The 13,442-nt window shown below is 61.5% G+C and carries 10 protein-coding genes, 1 tRNA gene and 1 pseudogene; 4 read left to right on the top strand and 8 right to left on the bottom strand.

Features of this window, described 5'->3' with window-relative positions; translation table 11 throughout:
• Positions 1–42: 42 nt before the first annotated feature.
• Positions 43–495 carry an Lrp/AsnC family transcriptional regulator gene (locus B3397_RS17160; RefSeq protein WP_296252367.1) on the bottom strand — a complete coding sequence of 151 codons (453 nt, stop codon included), beginning with the start codon at positions 493–495 and terminating at the stop codon, positions 43–45.
• Between the two features lie 453 nt (positions 496–948).
• On the opposite strand from B3397_RS17160, the gene B3397_RS17155 reads away from it, so the two are divergent.
• The 4 genes from B3397_RS17155 to B3397_RS17140 are packed head-to-tail and all read left to right on the top strand — an operon-like array spanning position 949 to position 5,931.
• Positions 949–2,400, top strand: coding sequence for a UbiA family prenyltransferase (locus tag B3397_RS17155; RefSeq protein ID WP_296252365.1), 1,452 nt, complete (start codon positions 949–951; stop codon positions 2,398–2,400).
• Positions 2,397–3,713: an FAD-binding oxidoreductase gene (locus B3397_RS17150; RefSeq protein ID WP_296252363.1), complete on the top strand. Its 1,317-nt coding sequence runs from the start codon at positions 2,397–2,399 to the stop codon at positions 3,711–3,713. The genes B3397_RS17155 and B3397_RS17150 overlap by 4 nt, the downstream gene beginning before the upstream one ends.
• On the top strand, positions 3,710–4,450 hold the full coding sequence (locus B3397_RS17145; RefSeq protein ID WP_296252361.1) for an SDR family oxidoreductase: 741 nt from the start codon (positions 3,710–3,712) through the stop codon (positions 4,448–4,450). Before B3397_RS17150 ends, B3397_RS17145 begins: the two co-directional genes overlap by 4 nt.
• Positions 4,451–4,497: 47 nt before the next feature.
• Positions 4,498–5,931 (top strand): DUF2723 domain-containing protein, encoded by a 1,434-nt coding sequence (locus tag B3397_RS17140; protein WP_296252359.1) that lies wholly within the window; start codon positions 4,498–4,500, stop codon positions 5,929–5,931.
• 85 nt (positions 5,932–6,016) lie between these two features.
• Here B3397_RS17140 and B3397_RS17135 read toward each other — a convergent pair whose 3' ends face one another.
• The 7 genes and pseudogenes from B3397_RS17135 to rpoD form a co-directional block, all read right to left on the bottom strand.
• On the bottom strand, positions 6,017–6,373 hold the full coding sequence (locus B3397_RS17135) for a VanZ family protein (protein WP_296252357.1): 357 nt from the start codon (positions 6,371–6,373) through the stop codon (positions 6,017–6,019).
• A gap of 180 nt (positions 6,374–6,553) precedes the next feature.
• Positions 6,554–7,015 (bottom strand): helix-turn-helix domain-containing protein, encoded by a 462-nt coding sequence (locus B3397_RS17130; RefSeq protein ID WP_296252355.1) that lies wholly within the window; start codon positions 7,013–7,015, stop codon positions 6,554–6,556.
• A gap of 33 nt (positions 7,016–7,048) precedes the next feature.
• Complete coding sequence (locus B3397_RS17125) at positions 7,049–7,648, bottom strand: hypothetical protein (RefSeq protein WP_296252352.1); 600 nt, start codon at positions 7,646–7,648, stop codon at positions 7,049–7,051.
• A gap of 14 nt (positions 7,649–7,662) precedes the next feature.
• Entirely contained in the window at positions 7,663–8,097 is a 435-nt protein-coding gene (locus tag B3397_RS17120; RefSeq protein ID WP_296252350.1) for a Panacea domain-containing protein, read from the bottom strand.
• Between the two features lie 75 nt (positions 8,098–8,172).
• Positions 8,173–8,249: transfer RNA gene (locus tag B3397_RS17115), tRNA-Ile, on the bottom strand.
• 14 nt (positions 8,250–8,263) lie between these two features.
• A pseudogene (locus B3397_RS17110) lies at positions 8,264–11,209 on the bottom strand (sensor domain-containing protein); the annotation flags it as partial.
• A 363-nt stretch (positions 11,210–11,572) separates the two neighbouring features.
• Positions 11,573–13,417, bottom strand: coding sequence for an RNA polymerase sigma factor RpoD (rpoD, locus tag B3397_RS17105; protein ID WP_296252349.1), 1,845 nt, complete (start codon positions 13,415–13,417; stop codon positions 11,573–11,575).
• Positions 13,418–13,442 lie beyond the last annotated feature (25 nt).

The following is a 13,442-nucleotide window of genomic DNA, read 5'->3' as shown; positions in this document are numbered from 1 at the left end:
CGGGCTCTGCCCGCGAAGGCGCCCGCCCAGTCACCCTCTATCTCACCCCCGATCCACCTTGCTGCTCAAAATGATCGATGTGGTGGTCTTCTCCACCCCTTCCACACTGCCTATCTGATCCAACAACCCATCCAGCTGCTCCGGCGACTCCGTGCGCAGCCACGCCACATAGTCGAATTCCCCACTCACCGCGCACAACTGCTGCACCTGAGCCATGGCGCTGAGTCGCCGGACCACCTCTTTGCCCGAGCGTGGCTGCACGGTGATCCCGACATACGCCTGCAATCCACCTTCGATCAGCCGCCGCCCGAGCCGTACACCATAACCCGTGATGACCTGGGCCTTTTCCAGCCGCGCCAAGCGCGCCGTCACCGTAGTGCGGGCGACGCCCAATTGACGCGCCAGCATCGCCACGCTCTCCCGAGCGTTGAGCTGCAGCGCGGCGATCAGTTGGTGATCGATATCGTCGAGCGAAGGCGGGCGGTGGTCGGGCAAAAGAAGACTCCTGATTGATCGTAAAGCGAATCTGCACGCGGGGAGGGCCTTGTCTGGTCGATTTTTGATCAATCCCCCCGTGCATGACATCAAGTTGCCTGCTGATTAGGCCAGCTTCTGGGCAAGGATTCAAAAAATGCCTCCGCGCAGGCCATGTCCCCCCGGCGACGGCGTCAGAATAAACCCGTCCCAAACTGCGCAATAAGCTGCTCTCTATACGACCGACTTTCCCCACGCGCCGGTAACCCGTTGGTTTTTCCATCGCACCGATACGCCAGCAATTCAATACAACGCGTATCCACAAACTTTGGCGCCGTCAGAAAAAACTCACTCAACTCATTCCCTTTCTGGCGCCAGCCAACCGCCAATGCGTTGAGTGCGAATTAATTTAATTAAAGTAACAAATTATTTATTCGTTCTATAGTCCTTCCAAGTCCGGCAGGAGCAACTAGCATGGCGATCGCCCAAGAACGCGTCGAGGAACAAGGATCCCCGTTAGTTGTGGATCTGGACGGCACTTTATTACGCTCCGATCTGCTTTACGAAACCGCCATGGCGTTCATTCGTGGCCAGCCGTTGCAGCTGTTCAAAGTGTTCGGCTGGTTGCTCAAGGGCAAAGCGGCGCTCAAGGAAGGCCTGGCCACCCGGACCCAGGTCGACGTCAGCGTACTGCCCTACGATCCGGCCGTCATCGAGCTGATCCAGACCGAGCGGCGCAACGGCCGCAAGATCGTCCTGGCTACCGCCAGCCATATCAGCCTCGCCGAGCGCATCGCCGACCACCTGCAGTTGTTCGACCAGGTCCTGGCCAGCGATGCCCGCCGCAATCTCTCTGCCCAGCGCAAGTGCGACCTGCTGGTGGACCTGTACGGCGAAGGCGGCTACGACTATCTGGGCAATTCAATGGACGACCTGGTGGTGTGGCAGCACGCCCGCGAAGCCGTGGTGGTCAACCCCCACGCCGGTGTGGCCAGCCGAGCCAAGGCTCATGGCAATGTCACCCAGGTGATCGAATCCAACCGTGCCGGCCTCAAGGACTGGCTCAAGGCCCTGCGCCTGCACCAGTGGATGAAGAACATGCTGATCTTCGTCCCGCTGCTGGCCGCGCACCGCATCAGCGAGCCGCAACAGCTGCTCTACGGTGTGCTGGCCTTCCTGTTCTTCGGCCTGTGTGCCTCCAGTGTCTATGTGCTCAACGACCTCCTGGACCTGGCCGACGATCGCCATCACCAGAGCAAACGCCGTCGACCCTTTGCCAGTGGCAAGCTGTCGATCAAGGCCGGTCTGACCATCGTGCCGATACTGCTGGGTACCGCGTTCATCGGCTCGGCACTGTTCCTGCCCTGGCAATTCAGTGGCGTACTGGGCGCCTATTACCTGCTGACCCTGGCCTATTCGCTCTACCTCAAGCGCCAGATGACCATCGATGTGGTGGTGCTGGCCATGCTCTACACGGCACGGATCATTGCCGGCGTCGCGGCCTTCAGCCTGACCTTGTCGTTCTGGATCCTGGCGTTCTCGATGTTCATGTTCCTCAGTCTGGCCCTGGTCAAACGTTATGCCGAGCTGCGCGAGGCGCGCTCGCGTGACCTGATGGACAAGACCCGTGGCCGCGGCTATTACCCGGGCGACCTGGACATGATTTCCTCGCTGGGCGCCTCCACCGGTTACCTGGCGGTCATGGTCCTGGCGCTGTACATCCATGACAGCGCCACGGCGGCGCTGTACGGCCTGCCCCATGTGATCTGGCTGGCCTGCCCGCTGCTGCTGTTCTGGATCACCCGAGTCTGGATGCTCACCCATCGCGGCCAGATGAACGACGACCCGGTTGTATTCGCCATCCGCGACCGCATGAGCCAGGTGATCGGCGTGCTGTTCTGCGTGGTGTTCTGGGTTGCTGCATGAAGGTGCCTTTGTATTCGTGGGGGCGTTACCCACAAGCGCCGCAGCAGTCGAGTTCATGCACCTGGCAGGCGCAACTGCCCGCCTGCTTCGACAATCTGGTGACCGCCCACGGCCAGACCTTGCCCTACGGCAATGGCCGCAGCTATGGCGACAGTTGCCTGGCGGCCAGTGACAGCGTATTGCACATGCGCAGCCTGGATCGCCTGATCGACGCCGATTGGCAGCGCGGCACCCTGTTGCTGGAAGCCGGCGTGACCCTGGCCGAGATTCTGCAGGTGGCCATACCCCGTGGCTGGTTCCTGCCGGTCACACCGGGCACTCAGTTCGTCACCGTGGGCGGCGCCATCGCCAACGACGTGCATGGCAAGAACCACCACGTGCGCGGCACTTTCGGCCGTCATGTGCTGGAATTCGGCTTGCTGCGCCATGCTGAAGAAGTGCTGGTGTGTGCTCCCGACAGCCACCCCGAGCTGTTCGCCGCCACCATTGGCGGCCTGGGTCTGACCGGGGTGATCACCTGTGCCCTGATCCAGTTGCTGCCGATCCGCGCCAGCCAGATCGACAGCCACGTGGTGCGCTTCAACAACCTGGGCGAGTTCTTCGCCTTGTCCGCCGAACTCGACCCTGTGCATGAATACAGCGTGGCCTGGATCGATTGCCTGGCCAAGGGCAGCGACACCGGTCGCGGGGTATTCATCGTGGGCGATCATGCGCCCTACGGCAGCCTGGAAGTGGCCGCGCAAAAGAAGTGGCAGGTACCGCTGACGCCACCGCTGTCGCTGATCAACACCCTCTCGCTGCGCGCGTTCAACGCGGCGTACTGGCGCCTGCACCCCAAGCAATCCACTTTCAAGCGCAGCGGCTACCAGCCGTTCTTCTACCCGCTGGACGGCATCCTGCACTGGAACCGCATCTATGGCCGCAAGGGCTTTCAGCAATACCAGTGCGTGATACCCGATGCCAGCGCCGAGTTCGCCTTGCGCGATGTGTTGGCAGCCATCGCCGACGCGGGGCAGGGCTCGTTCCTGGCCGTGCTCAAGCGCTGCGGCGACATACCTTCGCCAGGGTTGCTGTCTTTCCCCCTGCCTGGCGTGTCACTGGCCCTGGATTTTCCCCAGCGCGAAAGCCTGGAACGACACCTGTTTCCCCGCCTCGACGCCATCGTGCGCCAAGCCGGCGGGCGGCTCTACCCGGCCAAGGACGCGCACATGAGCGGTAGCGACTTCCGCCAGGCCTACCCCGCGTGGGAGCAACTCGAAGCACTGCGCGATCCCACTTTGCTGTCTCGATTCTGGAAACGAGTCATCCTATGAAAAAAGTCCTGATCATCGGCGCCACGTCCGCCATCGCCACCGCTTGCGCCCGCCTGTGGGCGGGCGAACGTTGTGATTTTTTCCTGGTGGCGCGCAACAGCGAAAAGCTCGAACAGACCGCGTCCGACCTGCAAGGCCGAGGGGCGGGCACCATCTACCGGCATCAGATGGACGCCACCGACATGGGCGCACACCAGGCCATGCTCGACAGTTGCGTCAGCGCCTTGGGCCAGATCGACATCGTCTTGATCGCCCATGGCACGCTGCCCGACCAGAAGGCCTGCGAGCAGGATGTGAACGTGGCCCTGCGCGAGTTCAACAACAACGGCACCTCGGTGATCGCCCTGCTGACGCGCCTGGCCAACCAGCTGGAACGCCAGCGTTGCGGCACCCTGGCAGTGATCTCCTCGGTGGCCGGTGATCGCGGGCGGCCCTCGAACTACCTGTACGGCACGGCCAAGGCCGCGGTGTCGACCTTTTGCGAAGGGCTGCGGGCGCGCCTGTTCAAGGTCGGCGTGCACGTGATCACCATCAAGCCGGGGTTCGTCGACACGCCCATGACCCAAGGCCTGCCCCTGCCCGCAGCACTGGTGGCCAAGCCGGCCGCCGTGGCCAAGCGCATCGTCAGCGGCATCACGCAAAAGGTACCGACCCTTTACGCACCAGGCTTCTGGGGCTTGATCATGTTGATCATCCGCTCCATCCCCCAGCCCGTGTTCAAACGCTTGAACCTGTAACGCCACCGAGCCAGTACCTGCCAGACCCTAGATAAAGGAGCTAGATCATGAACACGACCCGTGGCATTCAGTTGTCCGGCCCGATCACGCTGCTGTTGCTGGCAGCGGCGATCATCGCCAGCTTTCTCGCCTCCAGCGGCCCGGTCCAGTGGATGGACAACGGCATGTTCCTGGCCGACGCCACCGAGGGCAATTTTTTCAGCGATTCGCTGGGGCCTTTGAGTCACCCCTCCTATCAGTTCTTCATCACCGGCTTCTACACGCTGTTCGGCATGCACGTGCTCAGCCTGATGAATTCGATCCTGCTGTTCCCCATGACGCTGCTGGTCTATGGCATCGCTTCAAGCGTAGGCGTTTCGCGCAACCTGGCGATCCTGGCCGCCGCCGCCGCGGTACTGGGGCACTCGATGTTCTGGGTCTCGACCAAGTCTGAGGTGTACCTGCTGCACACGGTGTTCGTGCTCGGTGCCTACTGGCTGTACTTCGACAACCGTACCAGCCTGGGCCTGACCGCGCGGCTGCTGCTGATCGGCGTGCTCACCGGCATCGGCGCCGGCATCCACCAGCTCACCTTCATCGTGCTGCTGCCGCTGTACGTGCAACTGCTGGTGCAGTACCGCGCACGTATCTGGCTGACCGTGCCGGGCTTCGCGCTGGGTTTCGCGGTCAGCCTGCCGGCCATCCTCAACGACATGAACGAAGGCCTGAACCTGTTCGAGATCATCCGCCGCTTCCTCACCGGCACCGATCCACGCGCCGTGAACGCCGGCTGGGAAAGCTCGCTGTTTCGCTTCGACATGCTCTGGCACGAGAAGAACGCAGTGACGCTGCTGGCGCTGTCGCTGATCGGTCCGCAGATCTTCGGCCTGGTGTTCTTCCCCAAGACCCGACCGTTGCAACTGCTGTGGGCCGCACTGATCCTGAACCTGGCGTTCGCGGTGTCGTACAACGTGCACGACCGCTTCGAGTTCTTCCTGCCCGGCGTGGCCCTGGCCAGCATTCTGGGCGTGGTGCAACTCAGCCAACGGCTGCCACAGAACCGCACGGGCGCAGGCCTGCTGTACCTCTCGCCGCTGGCGGGCCCGGTGGCTGTGCTGGTGATGTGGGTGATCTACTCCAACGGCATGGTCAAGCTGCCGGTGCACACCGAAGCGCTGCCGTTTCGCAATGACATTCACTACTTCATGGTGCCCTACCTGCAAGACCGCTCCGCCGAAGAGTTCGTGCGCACCTACGAAACCCTGGCGCCTCCGGGCTCGTTGATCATCGCCGACTGGACCCCCATGGGCGCCCTGCGCTCGGCCCAGGCCGCCGGACTGCTCAGCGGACGCAAGCTCGAAGGCTGCGAGCGAGCCAAGGACATCGGCGTCTACATGGCCGGCGCCGGCGCCTTCCTGCCCCGCACCAGCTATTGCGGCCACATCAGCGATGACTACCGCCTGGACAAGAACCTGGTGGGCTACCGCCTGCAAGCCAAATAGAACACCCGCTGGGGCCCGCCCCAGCGTTCTCCTGCCACCATGCCCTTGTGGGAGCGGGTTCTACCCGCGATGAGGCCCACCAGCCCTACACCACAGCCCGCCACCGCCGCCAAACCGAATTCACCACCACCCACGTCACCAACGCCAACGTCACCCCACAGAAATTGGCAAAGATATCCCCATAACTGAACATCCGCGTACTGCGCAAAAAGTGCTGCAGATACTCCAGCACCGGCCCCTGGGCATACAACAAGCCCCACACCAGCCACGCCGGCGCAAAGGGAAACGCCAGACGCGTGACAAACGCCAGCCCGGCAAACGCCACCACATGGAAAAACTTGTCCGAATCCTCGAACAGCTCAGGCGGCGGCTCTGGCCTGAACAGCCCGTACCCCATCGCCACGCAACAGATCAGAAACGCCAGGATTCTCAAGGCTGCCAAGCCCCCCACAAAGTGAACCCCATTCTGCCACACCCACGCCCCCTAAAATGCCCAACACATCCCCAAAGAACACCCCAAACCCTGTGGGAGCGGGCTCTGCCCGCGATGGGGCCAGTACTGCCCCCACAGATAACGATGCCAAGCATCCGTTAAAAGAGCCGCAAACGATCAGCCCCGATGTTATTCGTACCCCAACTTTTGTGCCTGCGCGGCTAGCTCGGCCATAGCACCGCGACTCGCCTGCTCACGCTGCTCCTTATAGCCCATGAGGTCAGCGAACCTTACCCGCCGATGACGACCCGTCTTGGTGTGCGGCAGAACACCCTCATCCAGCAGCTTCACCAAATGGGGGCGTGACACGTTCAGTAGATCGGCGGCTTCCTGAGTGGTGAGCTCGGCATGGATCGGGACGACCTTGACAGCGTTACCCATGGCCAACTCGCTGAGGATATCGCCCAGTAAGCGAAGGGCGAACGTAGGAAGTTCGATGACTTCTCGTTGCTGAGCATCATCAACTAACTCAATGCGCTGGGTATCGAGGGTGGTCGAGAGGAAGGCAGCAAGCTGGCGGCTCGACGCCACTGCCGCCGCTTTTTCCTTCTCATCCGGGAGGATGGTACGGGTGAGATCTGCACTGGTCATGGCCGGCTCCATATATAGACGATACAACCGTGCTCAATGCATCTCTGAGGGATAAATGGAGTGTAAGCGGTCCCACCATACGATATGGAAGTGGGCTTGAACGATGTAGCCCCATACCCGCTTGGTGCCGCCAAGACGAAAGCGGAACACCGAATCGAACTGCTCCAGATCCAGTGCAATCCAGCGCTTTTGAGCCTCGCTGACCAGGTCACTGACTTCGTGACCGTGATGCATTTTATGACCCGACTCAGACGAAAATGCATCGATCTCTTTCCATGTCAGATTTCCAAACAGGGCAAACGGTGGAAGGATTGTCTGATCCCATTCTGTCGACGTCCACGATCTAGGCTCCCCCCAAGACCAGCTATCGCTGAGGTCGGCTCGGGTTCTGCACCATGTGACGCGATGCCCGAAGCGGCTGCCGTCTTCAATTGTGTTGGGCTGTCTAGCTGCTGCATCTGCAGCGCGACGCTGGTGGGGAGGGAGCCTTGGCTCAGAATGGTTTGGCGGGGTTACAGCCACTCTTGGCATTGGGTCTGGATTGACCCGCGAAATGAGCATTGCTTTATGTGAGTCGAATTTTTCACGCGCGGCTGCCTGCCGACGCTCTCGCGCTTCTCGTTTACTGACCATGGAGACCTCGGCAATTACAGCGAAGAATAGTATTCGTGTAAGGCTGAGTGAGGTATTACGGCCTCAGAACTAGCGCCAAGAGGCAGATCGCCACGGGCTTCGAGCCATGGCCTTTCTTGATGGGTAAGGTTGCTGAGCCACTGCGCGGTGTGTTCTCCATAGAAGCTCAACACCTTATCGACACTTTCGCGCTCCGCAACGCTCAGGTGCGACGAGTCGCTGGAGCTGAACAACGTCGAGTCAACCTTGAACTGGCCCCTATGTCGGGCATACAGCGTAGGCAAAACTGGTCCGTTGGCCCAGGCTTGAAAATCATCTGGAAAGAGCGGCTCTTCAACCCAGACCAGGTGCCAGGCTTGCGAATAGAACATCAATTTCTGCAGCTTCATGGCAGAAACCGAACCGGTTTTTTCGGTGATGTATTTCGCTACGTCAAACAGATTAGCCATCGTTGACTCCGTGTACAGGCTTTTAAGGTGTAGGCCCAATCCGTTGGGTCGACGCAAAGCTATATTACAGGAAATTGGTGGGCCCAGCAGGACTCGAACCTGCGACCAAGGGATTATGAGTCCCCTGCTCTAACCAACTGAGCTATAGGCCCCAGAAGGTCGCCGATTATAGCGATGGATTCCCGGCAGTGCTATCCGAATAATCGGAAAGACGCATACGAAGAAAGGTCGCGGCGAATTCCTCGGCGGGCAGGGGCAGGCTGACGATGTAGCCCTGGATCTGTTCGCAGCCTTCCTCGGCCAGGAAAGCTTGCTGGGCCTGGGTTTCCACACCCTCGGCAATCACCGTCAGCTGCATGCTGCGGCCCAGGGCGATGATGGCGCGCACGATGGCGGCGTCGTGAGTGTCGTCGGGCAGGCCGCGCACGAATGACTGGTCGATCTTAAGGATATCCAGGGGCAGGCGCTTGAGGTAGCTGAGGGAGGAATAGCCGGTGCCGAAGTCGTCGATGGCCAGTTGCACACCCAGGCGCTTGAGCTGATGCAGCACGGCCAGGGCTTCTTCGGCCTGGCTCATGATGAAGTTCTCGGTAATCTCCAGTTGCAGTGATTCAGGGCGCAGGTTGCATTCCTGCAGCAGGCCTTCGATCCGCTTGAGCAGGTTGGGTTGGCGCAACTGCGCGCCCGCCAGGTTCACCGACAGGGTGCCGAATGCATCATAGAGATAGCCCCAATCGCGCATCTGCCGGCAGGCGCGCTCCAGTACCCAGTCGCCCAGCTGCAGGATCATGCCGTTCTCTTCGGCCAGAGAAATGAACTGCTCGGGCGGCACCTCGCCGAAGTTGGGGTGGGTCCAGCGAATCAATGCCTCGGCGCCCACCAGCGACTGGCTGCTGAGGCTGAACTTGGGTTGGTAGCTCAAGCTCATCTCGCCCCGCTCGATGGCCCGGCGCAGCTCATGCTCCATGGCTACGCGGGTCGTTGCCTGGGTGGTCAGATCGCGGGTGTAGCTTTCCACCCGGTTGCGGCCCTTGGCCTTGGAGCGGTACATGGCGGCGTCGGCATTCTTCACCAGGGTGGCCACGTCGGTGCCATCCTGAGGGTAGAGGCTGGTGCCGATGCTGGCGCTGGTGAAGAACTCATGCTCACCGGCCTGGAACGGTGCGGCGAAGCAGGCCAGCACCTTGGCAGCGATGTGCTCGGCGTCGCTGGCGTGGCTGAGGCCAGGCAGCAGGATAATGAACTCGTCGCCGCCCAGCCGCGCCACGGTGTCGATGTCACGCACCTGTTCCTTGAGCCGCTGGGCGATGCCCTTGAGCAGCAGGTCGCCCACCGGATGGCCCAGGCTGTCGTTGATGTGCTTGAACCGGTCCAGGTCCAGAAACAGCACCGCGCCTTGGCTGCTGGCCTCCTGCTGGTGGGCGAGGGCGGCATGCAGGCGGCTCTCGAACAGGGTACGGTTCGGCAGCCCGGTGAGCGGGTCGTGGTGGGCCTGGTAGTCCAGCCGGGCCTGGGCATGCTTGAGGCTGGAGATGTCGGCGAACACGGCAACGAAGTGCGTGATTACCTCGTCGCTGTTGCGCACCGAACTGATGGTCAGCCAGCTGGGGTAGAGCTCGCCGTTCTTGCGCCGGTTGCAGATCTCCCCCTGCCAGTGGCCCTCGGCCGCCAGGCAGTGCCACATGGCCACATAGAACGCGCTGTCATGTTGCCCGGACGCGAGCAGGCGTGGGGTTTCACCCAGTGCCTCCTGCTCGCTGAAGCCGGTGATCTGGGTGAAGGCTCGGTTGACGGCACTGATGCGTTGCTGGGTATCGGTAATCAACACCCCCTCGGCGGTGCTCTCGAACACGGTTGCAGACAGCGCCAGCTTCTGCTGCATCTGCTGGCGCTCGGTGATGTCCCGGGCGATGGTCAGCATGCAATCGACGCCGCCAATGGGAAGAGGGCGGGCAGAGAGCTCGCACAGGCGGATCTGACCGTCGATACGACGGATCAGGCACGTGAAGTCGCGCACCGAGCCTTCGCGGTTGAGCTGTTCCAGCAGCCGCTGGCGCTCGCCCAGGTCCACCCATATGCCCAGCTCGAGCAATGAGCGGTCCAGGGTAAAGGCGGTCTGGTAGCCGGTAATCAAGGTGAAACCTTCGTTGGCTTCCAACAGCAGGCCGTCACTCTGGCGTGTCAGCAGCATGCCGTCGGGCGAGGCATGGAACGCCTTGGCGAACTTCTCCTCGGAAATCTGCAGCTTCTGCTGGGTCTCCTTGAGCTGAGTGATGTCACGCACTACCACCACCAGCGCGGGGGTGGTGTCCAGGTCGAAGGGTTCGGCGGACAAGAGCCCGGTGAACATCTCGCCGTTGTCGCGGCGAAAGCTCATCTCCAGGTTGCGGATGCTGCCGGTCTTCAGACGCCGCAGAAGCCGAGGGGCTACCCCTTCACTTCCCCAGATGTCGAGCGTGCTCGCCGGGCGGCCGACTACCCGCGCGGCAGGCAGGCCGATCTGTTCCTCGAAGGCCTCGTTAACCTCCAGCAGGCAGCCGTCGCTGACCCTGGCGATGACCAGAATGTCCGGGCACTGACGGAACACCGAGGCGAACTTCTGCTCCGACAGGCGCTGGGCCTCTTCGATCTTCTTGGCTTCGGTGATATCGATCATCAGCCCGCGCATCACCGGCTTGGGTTCCTGCTCGATCATGCTGACGATATCGCGCACCCACAGGCATCGGCGGTCGGCGGTCAGCACCCGATACTCGAGGAAGTGCCCGCGCCCGGCAGCGGTCTGCGCGGCGCAGTAGGCCGATGCCCAATCGCTGTCCTCCGGGTGCAGAATGCGCTGCCAGAACCCCGGCTGCCGCCATTCGCTCTGTGGATAACCCAGCAAGGCCTCGGCGTGGGGCGAGACGTAGCTATAGGCGTAGGTGGCGGGGTCGGCTTCCCAGGCGATGGCCGACAGGCTCTCGATCAGGCCGCGGTAATGGTATTCGCTGCTGCGCAGTTCCTGTTCCAGCGCAATGCGGCGACCAATTTCCGAAGTCAGGCGGCGATTGATGCGAATCACCACCGCCAGGGCAATCATCAGCATCACCAGGCCGGGCAAACCATAGAGCAGGGCGTTGTACCAATCGGTGGCCTCGGGACTGGCCGGGCCGGTGCCGTCCACAGATGCTGGGGCAAGCTGGGGGCGAATGCCATCGGCATCCGGAGCTGAGTCAAGATGCTGGGCACGCCCTGTGTCGGTACTGCTGGGCAAGGGAGGGGTGTCGGCCAGTGCTGATCCTGCTAGCACGATCAACAGCAAAAGGGCCGGCAATTGGCGCATGGCGGCCTCATACGACCAGCGAAAGTTCACCGAGTGTAGTCGGCAGGGCAGTCGGCCGGGAAGAGGTGTGGGGAAACATTCGGAACAAATCAGACCGGGCGGCGATTGCGTTCCCCCTGAAATGCAAAACCCCCGGCAGGGCCGGGGGTTCTGGTATTACTCGTCGAGGAAGGAGCGCAGATGCTCGCTTCTCGTCGGGTGGCGCAGCTTGCGCAACGCCTTGGCTTCGATCTGACGAATCCGCTCGCGGGTCACATCGAACTGCTTGCCGACCTCCTCAAGGGTGTGGTCGGTATTCATGTCGATACCAAAGCGCATGCGCAGCACCTTGGCTTCCCGTGCGGTCAGACCGCCCAGTACTTCGCGGGTGGCTTCCTTGAGGCTTTCCACAGTGGCCACGTCGATCGGCGACTGCATGGTGGAGTCCTCGATGAAGTCGCCCAGATGGGAGTCTTCGTCGTCGCCGATTGGCGTTTCCATGGAGATCGGCTCTTTGGCGATCTTCAATACCTTGCGGATCTTGTCCTCAGGCATCTCCATGCGCTCGCCCAGCTCTTCCGGGGTCGGTTCGCGACCCATTTCCTGCAGCATCTGCCGAGAAATACGGTTGAGCTTGTTGATCGTCTCGATCATGTGCACCGGAATACGGATGGTGCGCGCCTGATCGGCGATCGAGCGGGTGATGGCCTGACGGATCCACCAGGTGGCGTACGTCGAGAACTTGTACCCGCGACGGTATTCGAACTTGTCCACTGCCTTCATCAAGCCGATGTTGCCTTCCTGGATCAGATCGAGGAATTGCAGGCCACGGTTGGTGTACTTCTTGGCGATCGAGATCACCAGACGCAGGTTGGCTTCAACCATCTCTTTCTTCGCGCGACGGGCCTTGGCCTCGCCGATCGACATGCGACGGTTGATGTCCTTGATTTCGGCAACGGTCAGACCGGTTTCCGCTTCGAGGGCACTGAGCTTCTGCTGGCAACGCTGGATGTCCGCCTGCAGGCGACCCAGGGCTTCGGCATATTTGGCCTTGCCATTGGCCAGCGACTCGCTCCAGTTCTGATCGACTTCGTTGCCGGGGAACTGACGCAGGAAGTCAGCGCGGGGCATACGTGCATCACGCACACACAACTGCATGATGGCGCGCTCTTGCTGGCGCAAACGATCCAGTGCACCGCGAACGCGTTCAACCAGACCTTCGAACTGTTTGGGCACCAGCTTGATGGGCATGAACAATTCGGCCAGCTGGAGCATCTCGGCAATGCCTTGCTTGCTGTCGCGACCGTGCTTCTTCAGGGCCTTCAGGGTGATGTCGAGCTGCTCGGAGACGGCGCCGAAGCGTTGCGCGGCGACGACTGGGTCCGGACCACTTTCGGTCTCTTCCTCATCATCGCTGTCGCTTTCTTCTTCGTCGTCATCCTTGTCGTCGGCCTTGTCGGCGCTCTTTTCGACAGGCGGCGGCACTTCGGCCGGCGGCGCAATGCCGTCGTCCGGGTCGATGTAGCCGCTGAGCACGTCGGACAGGCGGCCACCTTCGGTGGTCACTCGGTCGTATTCGCTGAGGATATGCGCCACCGTGCCGGGGAAGTGCGCGATCGCGCCCATCACTTCACGGATGCCCTCTTCGATACGCTTGGCGATTTCGATCTCGCCTTCACGGGTGAGCAGCTCTACCGTACCCATTTCGCGCATGTACATGCGCACCGGGTCGGTAGTGCGACCGATGTCGGTTTCCACGGCCGCCAACGCTGCGGCTGCTTCTTCAGCGGCTGCTTCGTCGGTGTCGGCTTCGGCCAACAAAAGGGCATCCGCATCCGGAGCACTCTCGAATACGTTGATCCCCATGTCGTTGATCATGCGGATGATGTCTTCCACCTGCTCCGGATCTGAAATATCCTCGGGCAGGTGGTCGTTGACCTCCGCGTAAGTCAGGTAGCCCTGCTCACGACCGCGGGTGATCAACTCTTTGATGCGAGACTGCTGTTGCGCTTTTCCGGACATAACACCCTATCCACTGAAGGTCTTG

This window comes from Pseudomonas sp. UBA4194, from assembly GCF_002379585.1.
GTDB lineage: Bacteria > Pseudomonadota > Gammaproteobacteria > Pseudomonadales > Pseudomonadaceae > Aquipseudomonas.
Note: the sequence above shows the minus strand (reverse complement) of the source record. Positions and strands in the feature narration are given on the sequence as shown.